Here is a 20,526-nt window from a genome sequence, read left to right on the forward strand (position 1 = left end):
GCCCACACCCATGGCTAATAGTCAAAATTCACGGGCCATCAGGCAAGGAATCAAGCCGATCCAATGGCCAACCATGCCGAACGCGATCCAAGCCCGCAGCCACCTGTGAAGCGGACAGCCCATGTTCCACGCTTCCGTCGTCCAACGGCCGACCACGAACGACTGCCCAGAATGTCCACCCGTTATTGCGGATTGCATCAAGGCGGATCCCCTGGCGGTCACGCGCCATGACAGCGCCTTCCTTAATCATTCGGTCCAGCCTCAGCCCTTCCACGGACACCTCGAGCATCCGGGACTCGCCGTTTGGCGCCACGACCAAGGCCTTCGTGGCATAAAAATGCCCCTTCTTCCCACGCTTGGCATTCTCTTCATCGTGAAAAAGACTGCCGAGGAGAACCGGATAAAAATCGATCCAGCCATTCTTCCAGGCCCTACTAATTCGTCGCGCAAACAACGCATGCTTAGCGATGAGAAACAAAAAATAAAGGAGCAACGCGCCAAGAAGAAACGCCAAGAGACCCGGAACCTTGAAGCTGTTAAGAAGTAAGCCCACAAAGAAGATCAATCCTGCTGCCAAGACCATCGCTCCGAAAAACACAAGACCACCACGGATATCGCGCACTTGCGGAACACGCTCTACTGATTCAAAGACCGGACAAAGGTTGTAGGGAGAGGGGTTCTCGTTTTTTCTCCCGTAGGGAACAGCCTTCAGTTCCTTCAGGAAGACCGGGTTATAAGAATGAGTAAAAGAAGCCGAAGTCTGCGGGAACCTCATCGCGTTCTCCTTCGCTATCCCGCCAAGAGTTGATACCGACTACATTCTAGTTGTAAAGCACGAAAAGGAAACGACATCCCGCTATCAATACTGGGGTTGCCCGCAAATTGTGGACACGTAGTGGAGCTACCTAGTGGTTAGGCAGCTATTTCTTTTCTGCTGTTGATTGCGCCGGCGTGGTTCTCGAAGTCGACGGGGCTGACCATTCCGAGTGCAGAGTGCCGGCGCCGACGGTTGTAGACGACTTCAATCCAGTAGGCAACGGCCTTGCGTGCGGCATCACGGGTAGGCCATCGCTTACGGTCGTAGAATTCAGTCTTTAGCGTCGACCAGAACGACTCAGCCATCGCGTTATCGAAGCACACACCAGTACGCCCCACAGACTGAGCAATGCCCAGTCTGCGGCACACCTCCCAGAGCTTCTCACTGGTAAATTGCGTTCCACGGTCAGCGTGAAACACCAGCCCATCAGGAACATCACCGCGCAGTGTATGCGCCATCCGCAGGGCCCGTTCGACCAGGTGTGTGTCTTGAACGCTATCCATAGCCCAGCCCAGCACTCTGCGGGAATGACCATCGCGGACCGCGCACAAATACAACCAGCCTTCACCGGTGCGCAAGTAGGTAATATCCGACATCCACACTCGGTTGAGCTCACCAGTATCAAACATGCGCTTGACCAGGTCAGGAAGACTCGACTTACGCTTGGCTTGGATTGTAGTCACTGGGACAAAGGCACGCGGTGAAATCCCTTCAATGCCCATCATGCGCATCCGCTTCGCCACAGTCTTACGGTTAAGCGAAATGCGGTAGCGCTCGGCGAGCTCTGCGGTGATCCGCGGAGCACCATAAACCTCATCGGAGTCTTTCCAAATCTGATGAATCTTTCGGTCAACATCATCGTAAAATGCTGCCCGATCATCCTTTCCGGATAGTCGTTTCTGCTGCACATGGGCCCATTTGTAGTATCCAGACCGAGACACTTTTAATAGCCGTGCCATGCGTTTGATGCTGTAGTTTGCCTTCTCCTGCTGCATTAGTTCGAACTTTTCTGCTCGCGTTGCTTCGCGGCGAAGAAGGCTGTCGCTTTTGACAAAAACTCGTTATCCATCTTTGCTTCAGCCAACTCACGGCGCAGACGAGCATTCTCAGCACGAAGATCAGCCTCGCTCATCCCATCTGAGGCTCCTCGGCGTTCACGCTCGAGTTTGACCCACCGGCCTAAAAGCCCGGCGGAAACACCGATTTCCTTAGCCACATGAACGATCGGTCGCTCTGACTCGATTACCAGGTTCGCGGCCTCACGCCGGTACTCAGGCGTGTACTTCTTGCGCTGTTGACTCACAATGAACATCCTCTCCTACGGACACAAGATCCGTACAAATAGGGGGACCTGACCCCTTTTTGGTGGACACCTGATCTCCAGCCCGGTTGGGTTGGAAAGAAAGGTAATCTACCACCATGTCCAGGTACTCCGAACAGTTCAAACGCGATGCTGTGGCCCTCTATGAAAACAATGAGGACCTCTCGCTGAACGCAGCATCAACAGAGCTCGGAATCAACCGTGCCTCGCTTCATTCTTGGGTCAAGAAGTACGGCACCGGAAAGCGTGCGCGCATTAAAGCTGTGCATGATAAAGCCCAAGCGGCGAATGATTCCGAACGGATCCGCCAGCTAGAAAAAGAAAACGCAAAACTGCGCGAAGAACGCGACATCCTGCGCAAGGCCGCGAAATATTTTGCCGAAGAGACACGCTGGTGATCCGCTTCCAGTTTGTCTATGACCACCGAACCGAATACTCGGTCAAGCGGATGTGCCACGTGTTAAAGCTCAATCGCTCCTCGTTTTATAAATGGGTCAATACCCGCGAAAAACGCAGGTTAAAGACGTGTTCCGATGCTCTTATTGGCGCACAAATCAAGACCATCTTCGATGATGAGCACGGGCTTTACGGGGCAAAACGCATCGCTGCAAGCCTTAAAGCCGATACGCGCTTTGGCCCGATAAACCACAAGAAGGTTGCGCGCATCATGAAATCCATGGGACTTAAAGGCTTTACCAGGCGCCGCCGATGCGTCACTACCAGGCGCAAGCCTGGCCACCGCGTCATGCCGGACTTAGTAGGCCGCAAATTCACAGCCAACGAGCCAAACCGCGTTTATGTCGGCGACATTACCTACCTGCCCTGTAAGGGCGGCAAGAACATGTATTTGGCCACAGTTATTGACACTTACTCGCGGAAACTTGCAGGTTATGCGCTCGCAGACCACATGCGCGTCTCACTGGTCGTCGATGCTCTAGCCCACGCCCACGGTGTGCGTGGCAGTCTTGACGGGGCTGTATTCCATTCCGATCACGGCAGTGTTTACACCTCACAAACCTTTAGAAGCTATTGCTCGTCGTTGGGTGTGCGCCAGTCCATGGGAGCGGTAGGAACGAGTGCGGATAACGCCCTGGCAGAATCTTTTAACGCCACCTTAAAGCGTGAAGTCCTGCGTGATCGGAAAGTCTTTGACAATCCGATCGCCTGCCGCCAGGAAGTCTTCCGATGGTGCATGCGCTACAACACACGCCGGCGACACTCCTGGTGCAATCTTGTAGCCCCCGATACCTTCGAAGCACTCACATCAGCTACACTGACCAAAGCAGCATAGCTAACCCCCGACGTGTCCACTTTCCGGGGGTCGGGCCCGGGTGTCCACTAAACGAGGGTAACCTCAATACAGTGCTGGTGGCCGACGATTTACGGGAGCGCTAAAGACTTAAAACGTCAGGCATGTAGTCCCTTAAATGACGAGGTTATGGGGTTCAGGAACCCGTGTGATTGCTTGTCCTCAGGGCTATGAACGCAGACTTAGAAGTGCACTCATGAAGGTCACCAATGATTCCAGATCGAGGAGGAGTACAAGCTGATTTGAAAGACCTGCCCCCCTTAGCCGCCGCATTCATTCACGTGTTCTAAAACGCTGGTCGCAAATAAACCATTCCAATAGACGGCCACCGACACTGCCAATAGACTAATTCACTCGACCAGACGGACTACTAAGGCTCGCGCATGGGTACGTCGAAGTCGCGCTCGTGCGCACTGCATCCAAGATTCATGTCAGAGGCACCAGCGCACACGTCTATTCCTACTGTTAATTCTCGGGCTTTCGAAGATATCCTTCACTATAAATTTACACACCTACTACTTCGTAAATTTTTGCACCTATTAAATTTGCAAACCCGATACCAAAAGCTGACGCCATCGAAAATATAGCTACTACAAATGTCCGATCTTTATCATCCCCTTTGTCATACTGAAACTGCCAAGCCATAATAGTTGCGAGCGTCCGGGCGGTATGAATTAAGCAGAATACCGCCATCAAGGCTAATGAAAAGACAATCATTGATTGTAAGAGCACAGCACTGCTAACTAAGAGAATCCCGCCGAACACCCCCAAAGCAACTGCCAGCAAGAGTAAGGCGAAATTTGAAGCCCTACCTCCTTTCTTGAAGCGAGAGTTCTTCTGGATAACATAATTGATCGCAATTTCTATAAATACAGAGCACAATAGCAACCAACTAAGCTTACTTCCCTTGGACGCCAGTATGTACGGCACTAGAACGGAACCGGTTGTGATAATTGCGAATGTAACAAAGACTTTTAGACAAGAAATCCATACATCTGTTGCCAATGAAAATCTGACGGGAAATGAAGCTCGGCGTACAACGTCGACCCCTTGATTTTGCTTCAATACGTGCGTCGCGGCGATACAAATAAAATATCCAAAACTCCCAAGCAACGAAGCTAAGGTTCGAATCGAGACATCAAAAAGCAGAACGCATGATACGGTGGCTGTCCCAAGTAGAACGACAGTCAACGTAGCTGTTCGTAATGCAATTTTGAAACTAACTAGCTCCTCTTTTTGCAGGTAGCGTGGAGGAAGAGCACCTCTCAGAGGCGAAACAAACCTTCCAAGCAAAAAGATTCCAACCAAAGCACCCATCAATGGGATTTGACCAGGGATTATTCCAAGAACAACATATGCGACCACCTGAAAAATCTGCACACAGCCGAGAACCCTAGCTTCGCCCACGACATCTCCGAGACGTGCAAGCGGCAACGACAGAATTGTCCCAATAACAATGCCCGTGCCCACCGCATGCAAAGCACCTTGACCATCAAGACCAGATTCTACTGTCAGGTAACCTACAGAAGCTGCAAGAAATGAAGTCACGTATGCATCCACAAGAACATTCACTCTGATTACAGTTGCAGGAGAGAGCATTTTCCTTAAGAGCACCTCAAGACACCTCCAACTGGACTTCTACGAATGACCACTCAATGCTCGTGACATTAGAAAACTGAGCGACGAATCCGTCCACCGAATCTCGTAGCCCGGGGTAGACCCGCAAAAAGCAACGCCGAACGCTAATTCAACCATTTTGATTAGTGTAGCTGAAATACGTTCCTCGAAAGTATCAGCGCGAGGAGAAAGCACCGAAAGTGACGAAAAGATAGTGCCAAAGCGTTATGGACCTAGGTGTGGTACTCAAGGAGATTTGAGGTCGCTCCCCCAGTGTCGTTGGGGGCGGACCTTGAAAACGAAGAAAGAGACCGTTGAAGCGGTAGTAATGCTTCAACGGTCTCTCTTTGTTGTGTATTGAGTTATGGTTTGTTGTTTGGTGTCGGCGGTTTCTTACTCTCCCACAACCTCCCGGTTGCAGTACCATCAGCGTTAGCAGGCTTAGCTTCCGGGTTCGGAATGGGACCGGGCGTTTCCCTGCTGCTATAGGCCACCGACAAACACACGGAGCAAACCTGGATTGCTGGTGTTGTGTCAGATACTGTGTAGTGGACGCAAGCGACAGTGTGATTAATTAACTGTTGTGTTTGTTGTTTACACACTGAAAAGTTCAAGTGTGTGTGTGTTTGTTTTGGTCTATTAGTACCAGTAGCCTCCACACTTTACAGTGCTTCCAGGTCTGGCCTATCAACCCCATCGTCTTTGGGGGACCTCAAGTGAAACCTCATCTTAAAACAGGCTTCCCGCTTAGATGCTTTCAGCGGTTATCCCTTCCGTACGTAGCCAACCAGCGATGCTCCTGGCGGAACAACTGGCACACTAGAGGTACGTCCGTCCCGGTCCTCTCGTACTAGGGACAGCCTTCTTCAAGTTTCAACGCGCGCGGCGGATAGAGACCGAACTGTCTCACGACGTTCTGAACCCAGCTCGCGTGCCGCTTTAATGGGCGAACAGCCCAACCCTTGGGACCTACTCCAGCCCCAGGATGCGACGAGCCGACATCGAGGTGCCAAACCACCCCGTATATATGGACTCTTGGGGAACATACGCCTGTAATCCCCGGGGTACCTTTTATCCGTGGAGCGACACCACATCCACAAGTAGGTGCCGGATCACGAGTCCCGACTTTCGTCCCTGTTCGACATGTCTGTCTCACAGTCAAGCTCCCTTGTGCACTTACACTCACCACCTGATTGCCAACCAGGCTGAGGGAACCTTTGGGCGCCTCCGTTACATTTTGGGAGGCAACCGCCCCAGTTAAACTACCCACCAGGCACTGTCCCCAACCCAGATCATGGGCCAAGGTTAGACATCCAATCCGATCAGAGTGGTATTTCAACAACGACTCCACAACCACTAGCGTGGCCGCTTCATAGTCTCCCACCTATCCTACACAAACCGAACCGAACACCAATACCAAGCTATAGTGAAGGTCCCGGGGTCTTTTCGTCCTGCCGCGCGTAACGAGCATCTTTACTCGTAGTGCAATTTCACCGGGCCTGTGGTTGAGACAGCAGAGAAGTCGTTACGCCATTCGTGCAGGTCGGAACTTACCCGACAAGGAATTTCGCTACCTTAGGATGGTTATAGTTACCACCGCCGTTTACTGGGGCTTAAATTCTCAGCTTCGCCACCAAAGGTGACTAACCGGTCCTCTTAACCTTCCAGCACCGGGCAGGCGTCAGTCCATATACATCAACTTAACGTCTTCGCATGGACCTGTGTTTTTGATAAACAGTCGCTTCCCTCTATTCTCTGCGACCCCACAACCCACCACACTCGCAAGGAGTGTTTAAGTCGTGTGGTTCCCCTTCTCCCGAAGTTACGGGGGCATTTTGCCGAGTTCCTTAACCACAGTTCACCCGAACGCCTTAGTATTTTCAACCTGACCACCTGTGTCGGTTTAGGGTACGGGCCATACATCCACATCGCTAGAGGCTTTTCTCGACAGTACTAGATCACCAACTTCACCCCAACAAGGGCTACGCATCACGCCTCAGGCTTACACGGTGTGCGGATTTGCCTACACACCACCTCACACGCTTACACCAACAATCCACTAAGCGGCATGGCTACTACACTGTGTCACCCCATCACTTGAACCACACATCAGGCCCCACGACATCAACAAACCACACACTCAAAGAGTGCACAATTCGTATCCGCGGTGGTTAGTATCAGTGCTTTATCATGGGCGCGGATATACGGGTACCAGAATATCAACTGGTTGTCCATCGACTACGCCTGTCGGCCTCGCCTTAGGTCCCGACTCACCCTGGGAAGACGAACTTGACCCAGGAACCCTTAGTCATCCGGCGGGAAGGATTCTCACCTTCCAATTCGTTACTCATGCCTGCATTCTCACTCGCACACACTCCACGCCTCCTTACGGTAACGCTTCAACACATGCACGACGCTCCCCTACCCAAACAAAAAGTTTGCCGCGGCTTCGGCGGTGTGCTTGAGCCCCACTACATTGTCGGCGCAGGACCACTCGACCAGTGAGCTATTACGCACTCTTTCAAGGATGGCTGCTTCTAAGCCAACCTCCTGGCTGTCTTCGCGATCCCACATCCTTTTCCACTTAGCACACCCTTAGGGGCCTTAACCGGCGATCTGGGCTGTTTCCCTCTCGACTATGAAGCTTATCCCCCACAGTCTCACTGCCGCACAACACAATTGATGGCATTCGGAGTTTGGCTGACATTGCTAAGATTGTAGTCCCGCTCAACCAACCAGTAGCTCTACCTCCACCAAGCTAATGCGACGCTGCACCTAAATGCATTTCGGGGAGAACCAGCTATCACGGAGTTTGATTGGCCTTTCACCCCTACCCACAACTCATCCCCGCAGTTTTCAACCTACGTGGGTTCGCGCCTCCACAGCATCTTACTACTGCTTCACACTGGCCATGGGTAGATCACCCCGCTTCGGGTCCAGGACATGCCACTAAAACACCCCATTAGGATTCGGTTTCCCTACGGCTACCCCACACGGGTTAACCTCGCGACATGCCGCTGACTCGCAGGCTCATTCTTCAAAAGGCACGCCATCACACAATAAAAAGTGCTCTGACGGATTGTAAGCACATGGTTTCAGGAACTATTTCACTCCCCTCCCGGGGTACTTTTCACCATTCCCTCACGGTACTAATACACTATCGGTCACACTGAGTATTTAGGCTTACCGGGTGGTCCCGGCAGATTCACAGCAGATTCCACGAGCCCGCTGCTACTCGGGCAACCCAACAACTTGCACATTGAAGCCTTCAACTACGGGACTATCACCCTCTACGGTCGGCGTTTCCACACCACTTCACCTAACAACAACACACAAGCACGATGATGGTAGTCACCGCACGCTGGGGCCCACAACACCGCACACACAACCCCTACCAAGTATCACATGCACACGGTTTAGCCTCATCCACGTTCGTTCGCCACTACTAGCAGAATCATATTTTATTTTCTTCTCCTACGGGTACTGAGATGTTTCACTTCCCCGCGTAAACCCCCACAACAGCTATGAATTCACTGAAGGGTAACACCCCATAACAGGTGCCAGGTTTCCCCATTCGGACATCCTCGGATCAACGCTTTATTGACAACTCCCCGAGGCTTAACGCAGCCTTACACGTCCTTCATCGGCTCAGCATGCCAAGGCATCCACCATGCGCCCTAAATAACGAACACACAACCAACACAAAAAGTGCTGGTGTGAACACACAAAACACAAAAGAACAAAGAAATCACACAAACCACACAACCTGACACCACAACACCCAAAAAGACATCATGGCAACCAAGCATGCGGTTTAATGCTCGCGTCCACTATACAGTTCTCACACAACACCCCACACAACTTAAACAACCAAGAAGTCATCCAACCTGACTGCTGAAACTCGTGTGGGTTACAACCAGGGAACAATGCCCCAGACACCCAACAATGCACCAAGCACTTTTCAAAACAGACACTTAACAAGCGCCACGTTGGTTAATCAATCATCCCAGTTAAGATGTATCTCCACCCGATTAACTTACGGTGGCAGTAAAACGTTTGTTCACTCAACCACCAGCCACACAACAAAAGTGCGGCTAAAAGACACCAATTGGTGCCAAAAAATATGCTCCTTAGAAAGGAGGTGATCCACCCGCACCTTCCGGTACGGGTACCTTGTTACGACTTCGTCCCAATCGCCGATCCCACCTTCGACAGCTCCCTAACAAGTTTAGACCACTGGCTTCGGGTGTTACCAACTTTCATGACGTGACGGGCGGTGTGTACAAGGCCCGGGAACGTATTCACCGCAGCGTTGCTGATCTGCGATTACTAGCGACTCCGACTTCATGGGGTCGAGTTGCAGACCCCAATCCGAACTAAGGCCGGCTTTCAGCGATTCGCTCCACCTCACAGTGTCGCTGCGCGTTGTACCGACCATTGTAGCATGTGTGAAGCCCTGGACATAAGGGGCATGATGATTTGACGTCATCCCCACCTTCCTCCGAGTTAACCCCGGCAGTCTCTCATGAGTCCCCAACCAAATGCTGGCAACATAAGACAAGGGTTGCGCTCGTTGCGGGACTTAACCCAACATCTCACGACACGAGCTGACGACAACCATGCACCACCTGTACACCAGCCACAAGGGACACTACATCTCTGCAGCAATCTAGTGTATGTCAAGCCCAGGTAAGGTTCTTCGCGTTGCATCGAATTAATCCACATGCTCCGCCGCTTGTGCGGGCCCCCGTCAATTCCTTTGAGTTTTAGCCTTGCGGCCGTACTCCCCAGGCGGGGCGCTTAATGCGTTAGCTACGGCACAGAAGACGTGGAAGCCCCCTACACCTAGCGCCCACCGTTTACGGCATGGACTACCAGGGTATCTAATCCTGTTTGCTACCCATGCTTTCGCTCCTCAGCGTCAGTAACTGCCCAGAGACCTGCCTTCGCCATCGGTGTTCCTCCTGATATCTGCGCATTTCACCGCTACACCAGGAATTCCAGTCTCCCCTACAGCACTCAAGTTATGCCCGTATCGCCTGCACGCCCGAAGTTAAGCCCCGGAATTTCACAGACGACGCGACAAACCACCTACGAGCTCTTTACGCCCAGTAATTCCGGACAACGCTCGCACCCTACGTATTACCGCGGCTGCTGGCACGTAGTTAGCCGGTGCTTCTTATACAGGTACCGTCACTTACGCTTCGTCCCTGTCGAAAGGAGTTTACAACCCGAAGGCCGTCATCCCCCACGCGGCGTCGCTGCATCAGGCTTCCGCCCATTGTGCAATATTCCCCACTGCTGCCTCCCGTAGGAGTCTGGGCCGTATCTCAGTCCCAATGTGGCCGTACACCCTATCAGGCCGGCTACCCGTCGACGCCTTGGTAGGCCATTACCCCACCAACAAGCTGATAGGCCGCGAGCTCATCTTGCACCGAAAAAACTTTCCAACCACCACACTAAAGACGGTTCATATCCGGTATTAGACCCAGTTTCCCAAGCTTATCCCAGAGTGCAAGGCAGATCACCCACGTGTTACTCACCCGTTCGCCACTCGAGTACCCCTTGCAAGCAAGAGGCCTTTCCGTTCGACTTGCATGTGTTAAGCACGCCGCCAGCGTTCGTCCTGAGCCAGGATCAAACTCTCCACAAAAAAGGCCGTGAAAAGCCCAAACCTAACAAACAGACAAACCAAACCGTGCACAGCACGGACTGGCTATCCAAAAATTACATAAAGAAAAAATCCAACCAACCCCCAACCCGACGGGGCAAAAAAGGGAGCTGGCCTAGTTAGAAGATTTAAATCAATATGCCCAAACAACTTAATATTATTTACAATGACGCCGCTTAAAGGAAAAGCGCCATCCGGCATACACCAACCGCAACACACATACAACGCATCACGGCCAGAACAATAAAAATCAACCAACACAAAAAGTACATTGGCACACTATTGAGTTCTCAAACATCATCCGCACACCCGTCACATCGAATTCATCTATCCTCTGCTCTGAGCGGCTGGAGTTCATACTCTAGCTAACAAGTTTGCCCCTTGTCAACTAGGAGTTAATCTCCGTGTCACCAGCGTCTCGCGGCGACTTCGATAAATATACGCACAGCCCCAAGCTTCAACAAATCGCCAGGTTAACAGCACTTTCCTTAACCTTCGGCGCCGGTGTAGATGCACTGTCCCAGAAAACGACGAATCCCGCCGCACAAGGCGACGGGATTCGCATGCAGTCATCTAGCGAAGTCGAGAGCTCTAATTAGTTCAGCTTGGCACCGGCAAAGTTCTTCTTACCGCGACGAAGCACCAGCCACTTACCGTGAAGCAAGTCTTCGTCCGCCGGCTCCCAGTCATCGGCTTCAATACGCTGGTTATTGACATAGGCGCCACCTTCCTTGATGGTGCGACGAGCCGCACCCTTAGAAGCTGCCAGACCAGAAGCAACCAACAGATCAACGATGGAGCGCGGTTCACCGGCAGCCACCTCGGCCACGGTGGTTTCAGAAAGCGCACCCGCCAGCGTTTGCTCATCAAGGTCAGCAAGCTCTGCTTTACCGAACAGCGCTTGAGCAGCAAGTTCGACAGCCTTGGTGGCTTCCGCGCCGTGGACCAGCGTGGTCATCTCCTGGGCGAGACGGCGTTGTGCCTCGCGACGGAAAGGTTCATTAGCAACCTTCTCCTCGTATTCAGCGATCTCTTCCTTCGACAGGAAGCTAAACCACCGGAGGTAGTCAATAACCACGGAGTCACCGGCATTGAGGAAGTACTGGTACCACGAGTAAGGCGACGTCTTTTCCGGATCGAGCCAGAGCTTTCCGCCGCCGGTAGACTTGCCAAACTTTTGCCCCTGGGCATCCGTCACCAACGGGACGGTGAGTCCGTGAACCTTGACGCCCTTAACGCGGCGATTGAGGTCGACGCCAGACACGATGTTGCCCCACTGATCGCCACCGCCAATCTGCAGGACGCAGTCGTACTCCTCGTTGAGGTGAACGTAGTCATTGGACTGGAGGAGCATGTAGGAGAACTCGGTGTAGGAAATACCGTCGGACTCCAAGCGGCGCTTGACGGTATCACGGTCCAACATGGTATTCAGCGAGAAGTTCTTGCCGACATCACGCAGGAAATCAATGACGGTCATCTGCGAGGTCCAGTCAGCATTGTTGACCATGGTGGCTGCGTTCTCGCCCTCAAAGTCAACAAACTGGCGTAGCTGTTTCTTGATAGCCACCATGTTCTCGTTGATGGTCTCCTGCGACAGCATGGTGCGCTCCCCTACGTCGCGTGGGTCACCGATTTGGCCCGTCGCGCCACCGGCCAAAGCAATCGGGTGGTGGCCAGCTTTTTGGAAGCGGCGCAGCATAATCATCGGAACGAGGTGACCAGCATGGAGGGAGTCACCGGTTGGATCAAAACCGCAGTACAAGGTAATGGGCTCTTCGCAAGCCTCGCGCAGTGCGTCAAGGTCGGTGGACTGGTTAATGAGGCCGCGCCACTGCAGCTCATCGATGATGTTCATGAATGCTCCTTGGAAAGTCGATTCGGTGCTGTGAGAATTAGTTCTGGGGTGGCCACGGTACTGCGTGGTCTACCAGCATGACGGGAATGTCGTTCTCAATGGGATAGGCCACGCCGAGGCGTTCGTTGACCAAAACCTGTTCTTCGGCCAGATAGTTCAGCGGACCTTTATCCTGCGGACATACCAAGATGTCGAGCAGCTTCGAATCGAGACTCATAACCGCTAACCCTACACCTCCTTGGATTCGATGGATGGAAGGGTCCCGCCGTATTCGAGTTTGAGAGCCATGGAATGGTTGCGCAGGTTGCGTACTGAGTTTTGGGCAATGGCGTCTCGAATCTCGCCCATCTCTCGGCCTAGGATCCCCAGCGATTCGCTCATTTCCTCGACAGCCACTGGATTCTTCAAGTCCGTGACGTCGAGGTAAGAATTCACCAGCTCCTTAGAGTGTTCTTCAATCATGTCCCGCACGAGGGCTTGCTGGTGTGGGGCATCGTCGAGGCGGTGCCAATTGTCTAGGACCCACACGGCCGAGTCATCGAACGAGTCCCACGCTTTCTTAACAGGTCCGGGCACTTTGGACTGCTTCAGGTTGTATCGGACGCCCTCCAATGAGCTAATCAGTTGACCTGCACCCGAGGTGGGGGCCTCAATAGCTTTCTCCTGCTTTGGCGGCGTCACGAATCCCGCAGCCGCACCTGTGCAGACCGCGACCAGTGGCCACAAGAAACCTAAACCGCCACCAGTCAACACGTGAAGGACGATAACGAGCGCCGTTACCGCAACGCCGACGACGATCTTCCGCGAGTTCAGTGTGTTCATAAGGTGTAGGTCCTCCTGGGGATAGGTGGAGATTTTTACTGGTAAGCGCGGATTTCCTCGAAGGCCGCGGCGAGGTCACCGTTGAGCGCATCGAATGTCTTGCCGCCCGTGAGCTGAGCAAGCTCCTCCATCTCTTGAATGTTGGCTTCACCATACAAGATGACAAAGACCGGGATCTCCTTTTTCTCTGGGGGAAGCTGCTCATAGGCTTCCTTAAATTGTGCAAAAGTACGCCCACGCGTCACTTCGCCATCAGTCATGAGCACCACGGTCCCAATCTCGCCGCTGCTGGTGTCTACCTCGTTGAAGGCATTGAGCACAGCCTCGAACGTCGCCGTATCGCCATCCGCCACGAGTCGATCTACGCGATCAGCAAGCTCTTTTGTGGTTGCCGGGTTCTGCAAATCGACTCGCGCGCGAGTCGGCTGCTGCGGCTCAGAAGAATATGGGATGAGCTTGATCTGCTCACGGTTACGGAAGGCTACCTGGCCTTCGCCGTCTGGAGAGCCGTCAGCTGAGCCGTCGATCAGCGGGCGCAGACTATTCTTGAGCAAATCAATGCGCTCGCCCTCCATGGAGCCCGAGGTATCCAAGACCAGCGCCGTGTTGCCAGGGTTACGCAGCTCGTGAGCAAAGGCATCCTCCAGTGCGCTTACGGTTTGTTCATTGGCCGGGTACGGCAGCTCGAAGATGGTCCCGGGCATGTCAGAATCGTCCACACGCAGGTGGTAGCTCCTCAGCTTCTCTGGGTGTTCAGCAAACCATTCGGCAAGTGCCTGCACCTTACCTTCAGCCTCCTGGTCCGGGGAGCTGGCGAGAGCCGACAAAGGGTAGTCCGCCGAAATCACGCCGTCGGAGGGGATGACCACCTCAAGATCGACGCCCTCATCCTTGAGCTGGTACAGCACTGATTCATAGTTAAGGATGGCGTCGGCCTGCTCCGGATGCTCGCGGAACCTATCAGCCAGCCAACCCGACGATCCCGACGTTAAAGTCTGGTTACTGAAGAGTTTCTGGACCTTGCCCGTGGCCTGGCGGATATCCTTCTCCGTAAGCGCGCGCCCGGTGTCCGCGAAAGCAGTGGTCGCAGCCGATAGCGCGGAGAAGCCCGAGTTTGAGGTCGAAGGATCGGTCATACCGAAGGTAATCCCCGAGTCAGCAATCTCCTGCCACGTTGGTTGCTTCGTGGTCCAGCCCTTTTCCTTAGCCACGGAAGGCTGCACACCGAGTACCACGGGGGATCGCGCCACACTGTGTTCTTTGCGCAGCTTCTCATCGGCACCAATGATGCGCGCATAACGATTGGTGGCAAACCACGTGGCATCATAGGATCCGTCGAAACCGCCTTGTTTCAGGCTGCGGGAATTCGCCAGCGTCCCATCCTCGGTGGTCATGGTGATATCGAAGCCGAGGTCCTGGGAGGCGTCGTCAAGCACCGGCTCCAGAGGCTTAAGCTCCGTGGCCGCCACAATGTTGAGGCCACCGCTGAAGGACGAGCCGGAACCCGGCATATCCACATCATCGAACAAGTCACCTGCCGAACAAGCCGTCAGCGCCATGGCGCTCAGCATGACGAGCAGGACTTTTAAAGACCGAAACATTCCCTTGTACCTTCCTGATGCTTTCCTTGCGGGGCCTTAGCCAACCACTCGCAAAATCTCTTCATAATCCGCCCACCGCAGTGGGGTGGTATCGCCACCATCCACCGGGATCTGGTAGTTATCTGAAGGCTCAATATCGGCAATGAAGTCCGAATTCTCCGAGCCCAAGCCAAGGTTCTCCGCGACTGCTGGGATTGCGTCATTCATTGCTGTGACGAACAATGCGCCCTCCTCAGTGAGTGGAAGAACGATGCTGCTTAGTTTCGTCGCCGGTTTCAACGCCAACAGCGTATAGCCGGATAGGTCCTTGCCCGCACGTTCTAGGTACACGTACTGCTCCGCGGTGGTCAATACCATAGGCATTTCGCCCTTATCCACACGGAGGAAAGCATCGAGGATGCCCTGATCAGTGGTTTCGCCATACCCCTGATCAGCAACGAGGCGGCGCATGATGTCATCCGCCTGCGCGTTGATCTTCTCCTTGTTATCGCTGCCCAGGTCCTTTTCCGCATAGTTCGCGGCCGCGGTGTGTACGACCCGGGCATAGCGCAGTGCGGCAAAGGACTGGTCCACCTGTGGCACGGCCACATCCACCACGCGCGGCGAGCCGAAGGACGGACTGATGTCCCGCCAGCGAGTGTCTTTCTGGGACATCTCCACCAGCGTCTCCATGTCCAAAGCCGCCTGGTTGTCGTATCCCGCAACCAAGCCGTGGTCCCTCATGTCCTCGACAAGCTCGCTATGTACCAGCACCAACAGCGGCTTACCAAAAAACATCGGGGATAGGTCATCCCTTCCGGCTAGTTCCGGATGGGCATCGCGCACATCGGAGGTCCATGTAGCGCCGTTAGGATCCGCGAGCACAAAGTCATAATCTTTGTCCAAGCTACTGCTTCCTTCAACGAAGTTCCGTGCCGGCAGGATATCGAGCTCGAGTTCGATATTGTGCTTTTCCATCGCCTTCGTTGTGGCCGGGTCCTTAAAAACAGCCTCCAGCTCCGGGCTAATGGCGCCCTTAACGTGGTGCGTAGTTGTGGAAAAGCCAAAGCTCGGAAGGGAACTACCTCCGCGACCTATCACGACGGATACCACAGCGAGCGCAAGGAAAACCGCGGCGATCACGAAGGACTTGGTGCGCTTCTTCGATGATGAGCTGCTCATGTTCTAAATCATAAAGTGATTTTCTTCTCACCGCTGGATTCGCGGCGGGGTAAGGGGAGAAACAGGCTCCCCCCTTTCCGTGCGCTCTGGTTAAAGAAGAGAAGGTACGTTCGCGACCAACGAGAAAAGGTCCTTCGGGTCGTCGGGGTTCGCGATGATGTCGATTTCGGATTCCAAATCTGTACCCTTGACGGAATCACGCAGGTAGCGCAGTGCAGAAAAATCATTGATGGCAAATCCGACATCATCGAAGAGCGTAATCTGCTCATCATTATCGCGCCCGGTGGCCTGGCCGGTGAGTACCTGATAGAACTCGACAACCGGGAAGTCCTCCGGCTTCTGCTGAATCTCTCCTTCGATGCGTGTCTGCTCTGGGAATTCAACAAAGACCTTGGATTTATCCAGGATGGAGCTTTCGAGCTCGGTCTTGCCCGGGCAATCACCACCGACGGCATTGAGGTGCACGCCCGGTGCAACGTGGCGCTCGGCCAGAATCTGGTTTTGAGCCTTGTCCGCAGTGCAGGTGGTAATGATATCCGCGCCCACAACGACCTCGTCAACGCTCGAAACGGCCGTAATGTTGAAGCCCAGCGGTTCCAGATTGCGTCGGAATTTCTCTACGGCCTCAGGGTCAATATCGTAGATGGCAATGTCATCGATTCCCATCACTCCGCGGAAGGCAAGGGCCTGGAACTCGGACTGGGAGCCGGCACCCACCATGGCCATGCGCTTAGAATCCTTGCGGGCTAGGTACTTGGCCACCATGGCGGAGGTCGCGGCCGTGCGTAGTGCAGTAAGAAGCGTCATTTCAGCTTCGAAGGTGGGGTATCCATTGTCGACGTCTGCCAACACGCCGAAGGCAGTAACCGTTTGAAAGCCGCGGGCGGGGTTGGACGGGTGACCGTTAACGTATTTGAAGGAGTACTCCTTGCCATTGGAGGTCGGCATGAGCTCGATAACACCAAAGGGGGTGTGGGAGGCAACGCGCGCAACCTTGTCGAAGCGCTCCCATTCGCGGTAGTCGGCTTCAAGGTAGTCCACCATCCCGGTGATGATGTTCTCGACGCCTTCGCGCTGAATCCAGCGCGCCATATTCTCTACATCAACAAACTTAACTACAGGCTTCATCAAAGTCTCCATTCTTAGTTCTTGTCTTGGTTCTTGCTGTTCTGTGCGTTTCGGTTCCTGGGGTGAAGGTCCGTTTGCGGTGCGGCCGGGAAGCGCGAGGTCGGCAGGTGCTTGGCCTTCCTCTCCGCCGCAATCGCGTAGATCCGCTCACGCCAGGCAAACCACATTGCCGCAAACACTGGGATGAGAAGTAGCGTTGAGGCCAAAGCGAAGGTTCCGATGGGGTAATCGAAAGCCATGAGGATGATGACCACGCCGATGAAAGCGAGAACGGACCAGTCACCAGCTTGGCCGAATGGCGAGCGGTAGTTCGGGCGGGTATAGCGCCCCTTCTTGGCCAGCTGCACGAACTTGATGTGTGACAAGGCCACTGCAGCCCACGACGCCAGTGTGCCCAGCGCCGCCAAGTTCAGCACGATTTCGAAGGCCATTTCAGGCACAACATAGTTGAGGAACACACCGGCAAGGCCGACGAAGGCGGCCATCACGATGCCACCATAGGGCACACCGGACTTGGACATACGCGCGCCGAACTTCGGCCCGGAGCCGGCAGTAGACATGTTGTACATGATGCGGCCCGTCGAATACAGTCCGGCGTTTAGCGAGGAGATTGCCGCGGTGATGACGACCAGCTGGAAGATCGGTGCGGCATAACCAGCGCCGAGGGATTCGAAGAAGGTCACGAACGGCGATACTTCCGCAACGTAGCTGGTGTACGGCAGCACCAGAGTCAGCAGCAGCACACTACCGAAGTAGAAGACCACGATGCGGAACAGGACGCTGTTGACCGCGCGTGGGATGTGCTTCTCCACGTCCTTGGTCTCACCGGAGGTGGTGCCCACCAGCTCGATACCGGCGTAGGCGAAGACCACACCCTGGATGACGATGACGGCGGGAAGCAGGCCATTGGGAAGCCAGCCACCGGCATCGGAAATCAGGCTAAAGCCCGTGGGGTCACCATTCGGGTGCCCCATAATCACCACGCCGATAGCCACAACCATGAAAACCAACAGCGCGATGATCTTGATCATGGAGAACCAATACTCCAGTTCACCGAAGATCTTCACCGACAACATGTTGAACAACAGGATGCTGCACACTACGCCGAGAGCAAGTAACCATTGCGGGACAGCGTCGAGCCAGGAGGTGTACTGACCAAACCACTTGATGTAGATGGCCACGGCTGTGCCGTCGGCCACCAGGGTCGCAGCCCAGTTGCCCCAGTAGAGCCATCCGGTAACGAAGGCAGTCTTTTCGCCGTAAAACTCACGCGCATAGGACACGAAAGAACCCGAACTTGGGCGGTAGACGATGAGTTCGCCGAGCGAGCGCAAGATAATGTAACCGAAGAAACCGCAGACCAAATACAAAACTGCGAGAAATGGTCCAGCGGTTTGCAAACGGCTGCCGGTACCGAGCAACAAACCGGTACCGATCGCAGAGCCGATGGCAATCATCTGGAGCTGGCGATTGCCCATCCCCTTCTGAAGTCCGTGGTCTTCCGAAGCATAGACCGCTTTCTCCTTCTCGTGAGACTCCGTGTTGGGCGGGCGAAGTGTATCAGCCATTAGGAAGGTAGTCCTTTCAAAGTTGCGAACGTGCCTTTCTTCACATTCCCTAAGAAAACGTTATAACAACCTAATGAGACTTCCGTCACTTCGGCACCCCCACAGTGCGACCCAGCACATCGATGCCCAGTAGTAATAGATTTGATTTCTACCCCCACACAAAAGAACCGCATGGCCTGAAAAGACCATGCGGTTATTCATTCTCTGTGCGGACTAGCGCAGGGAAGTTTTGGCCCACTCCCGCGCGGCGCCAGCGCGCTCCCTAACCTTTTCGCGCTGCTCCACCACGCGAACGCCAGCGGTGCCACCCTTGGTGGAGCGGGATGCCACTGCCCCATCAATGGTCAGCACCTCACGAACTTCCGGAAGCAGGCGCTTGTCGACGCCCGCCAGTTCCTCGTCCGTGAGATCCACCAGATCCACACCGCGAGACTCCGCGATCTGCACGCAGGCACCGGAAGCCTCATGCGCCTCACGGAACGGCACACCCTGGCGCACCATCCATTCGGCCAGGTCGGTGGCCAAAGTAAAGCCACGCGGGGCCAGCTCACGCATGCGGTCTTCATGGAAGGTAAGGGTTTCCACCAGCCCAGTCATGGCAGGCAGCAAGAGGTTCAGCTGCGCCACCGAGTCCACGATGGGCTCCTTATCCTCCTGCAGGTCTCGGTTATAGGCCAAAGGCTGCGCCTTGAGCGTTGCCAACAGGCCGGTGAGGTTACCGATGAGCCGGCCGGTCTTACCGCGGGTCAGCTCCGGAACGTCCGGGTTCTTCTTCTGCGGCATGATCGAGGAACCAGTCGACCAGGCATCATCCAGGGTGACGTAGCCGTACTCCGGGGTGCACCAGTAGATGATCTCTTCCGACAGCCGGGACATGTCCACCGCGATCTGGGTGAGCACGAAGGCCGTCTCGGAGGCGAAGTCACGCGCCGCCGTACCATCCAGCGAGTTCTCCGCGGAAGAATCGAAGCCCAGCTCCTCGGCAATCGCCTCCGGATCCAGGTGCAGCGAGGAGCCCGCAAGCGCACCAGAACCATAAGGGGACACCGCCAAGCGCTTATCCAGATCTTGCAGGCGCTCGATATCGCGCAGCAGCGGCTGGGCATGAGCGAGCAGCTCGTGTGCCAACAGCACCGGCTGCGCCGCCTGGGAGTGGGTCTTGCCCGGCATAACGGCATCCGGGTGGGCCTCGGCCTGGCTAGCCAGAGCCTCCACCAAATCCGTGACCTGAAGTGCGATATCGCGAATGGCATCGCGAATCCACATCCGGAACAGCGTTGCCACCTGGTCATTGCGGGAGCGTCCAGCGCGCAGGCGGCCGCCAACCTCGGGGCCTACAATGTCGATGAGACCGCGCTCCATCGCACCGTGGACATCCTCGTCCGTCGGAAGCGGGGTGAATTCACCAGAAGCGACCTTCTCCCCTAGTTCACTCAGGCCGTTAAGCATGGTGTCCAAGTCAGCGTCGGATAGCAATCCGGCCTTGTGCAGGACCTTGGCGTGAGCCTTGGAGGCCAGCACGTCATAGGGGGCGAGGACCCAGTCGAAGTGGGTGGATACGGACAGGGCAAACATCGCCTCGGAGGGGCCGCCCGAAAAGCGGCCACCCCACAGCGCACCCTCGTTAGTCTTATGCATCGATTCCTTACCTTGACC

The 20,526-nt window shown here is 54.6% G+C and carries 12 protein-coding genes and 3 rRNA genes; 1 reads left to right on the forward strand and 14 read right to left on the reverse strand.

Features of this window, described 5'->3' with window-relative positions; all coding sequences use genetic code 11:
• Window positions 1-28 precede the first annotated feature (28 nt).
• On the reverse strand, window positions 29-775 hold the full coding sequence (locus HWX44_RS02145) for a hypothetical protein (RefSeq protein WP_232745247.1): 747 nt from the start codon (window positions 773-775) through the stop codon (window positions 29-31).
• Window positions 776-912: 137 nt separating this feature from the next.
• A protein-coding gene (locus HWX44_RS02150) for an IS3 family transposase (protein WP_175973009.1) occupies window positions 913-2,129 on the reverse strand; the annotation gives its coding sequence in 2 pieces (ribosomal slippage) (window positions 913-1,868 and window positions 1,868-2,129; 1,218 coding nt in all).
• Between the two features lie 107 nt (window positions 2,130-2,236).
• Here HWX44_RS02150 and HWX44_RS02155 point away from each other — a divergent pair.
• Window positions 2,237-3,429, forward strand: a protein-coding gene (locus HWX44_RS02155; protein WP_175973011.1) for an IS3 family transposase whose coding sequence is annotated in 2 segments (ribosomal slippage) — window positions 2,237-2,516 and window positions 2,516-3,429 — 1,194 coding nt in all. Because the reading frame shifts where the segments join, the coding sequence is not laid out codon by codon here.
• Between the two features lie 522 nt (window positions 3,430-3,951).
• On the opposite strand, the gene HWX44_RS02160 is transcribed toward HWX44_RS02155, so the two are convergent.
• From HWX44_RS02160 to argH, 12 genes are all read right to left on the reverse strand, one after another.
• A complete protein-coding gene (locus HWX44_RS02160) occupies window positions 3,952-5,046 on the reverse strand; it encodes a hypothetical protein (RefSeq protein WP_141761661.1) in 1,095 nt (364 codons plus the stop codon).
• Window positions 5,047-5,444: 398 nt separating this feature from the next.
• A 5S ribosomal RNA gene (gene rrf, locus HWX44_RS02165) occupies window positions 5,445-5,562 on the reverse strand.
• Between the two features lie 122 nt (window positions 5,563-5,684).
• Window positions 5,685-8,756 (reverse strand): 23S ribosomal RNA (locus tag HWX44_RS02170).
• 442 nt (window positions 8,757-9,198) lie between these two features.
• Window positions 9,199-10,717, reverse strand: a 16S ribosomal RNA gene (locus HWX44_RS02175).
• The 16S, 23S and 5S rRNA genes sit together here, the layout of an rRNA operon.
• A 613-nt stretch (window positions 10,718-11,330) precedes the next feature.
• Window positions 11,331-12,590 carry a tyrosine--tRNA ligase gene (tyrS, locus tag HWX44_RS02180; RefSeq protein ID WP_175973013.1) on the reverse strand — a complete coding sequence of 420 codons (1,260 nt, stop codon included), beginning with the start codon at window positions 12,588-12,590 and terminating at the stop codon, window positions 11,331-11,333.
• Window positions 12,591-12,627: 37 nt separating this feature from the next.
• Window positions 12,628-12,807, reverse strand: a complete 180-nt coding sequence (locus HWX44_RS02185) for a Trm112 family protein (RefSeq protein WP_049154615.1) — start codon at window positions 12,805-12,807, stop codon at window positions 12,628-12,630.
• An 11-nt stretch (window positions 12,808-12,818) separates the two neighbouring features.
• Window positions 12,819-13,412, reverse strand: coding sequence for a hypothetical protein (locus HWX44_RS02190; protein ID WP_046648514.1), 594 nt, complete (start codon window positions 13,410-13,412; stop codon window positions 12,819-12,821).
• Window positions 13,413-13,447: 35 nt separating this feature from the next.
• Window positions 13,448-15,013 carry a vWA domain-containing protein gene (locus HWX44_RS02195; RefSeq protein WP_049154614.1) on the reverse strand — a complete coding sequence of 522 codons (1,566 nt, stop codon included), beginning with the start codon at window positions 15,011-15,013 and terminating at the stop codon, window positions 13,448-13,450.
• Between the two features lie 36 nt (window positions 15,014-15,049).
• Window positions 15,050-16,174 carry a hypothetical protein gene (locus HWX44_RS02200; RefSeq protein WP_049154613.1) on the reverse strand — a complete coding sequence of 375 codons (1,125 nt, stop codon included), beginning with the start codon at window positions 16,172-16,174 and terminating at the stop codon, window positions 15,050-15,052.
• Between the two features lie 90 nt (window positions 16,175-16,264).
• Complete coding sequence (locus HWX44_RS02205; RefSeq protein WP_049154619.1) at window positions 16,265-17,302, reverse strand: ornithine cyclodeaminase; 1,038 nt, start codon at window positions 17,300-17,302, stop codon at window positions 16,265-16,267.
• A 14-nt stretch (window positions 17,303-17,316) separates the two neighbouring features.
• The gene (locus HWX44_RS02210; RefSeq protein ID WP_071409707.1) at window positions 17,317-18,870 is read right to left on the reverse strand and encodes an amino acid permease; all 1,554 of its coding nucleotides are present in this window, start codon (window positions 18,868-18,870) and stop codon (window positions 17,317-17,319) included.
• Between the two features lie 213 nt (window positions 18,871-19,083).
• Window positions 19,084-20,508: an argininosuccinate lyase gene (argH, locus tag HWX44_RS02215; protein ID WP_102234433.1), complete on the reverse strand. Its 1,425-nt coding sequence runs from the start codon at window positions 20,506-20,508 to the stop codon at window positions 19,084-19,086.
• Window positions 20,509-20,526 lie beyond the last annotated feature (18 nt).

The sequence above is a fragment of the Corynebacterium sp. Marseille-Q2823 genome (genome assembly GCF_903645345.1).
Taxonomy (GTDB): Bacteria; Actinomycetota; Actinomycetes; order Mycobacteriales; family Mycobacteriaceae; genus Corynebacterium; species Corynebacterium hiratae.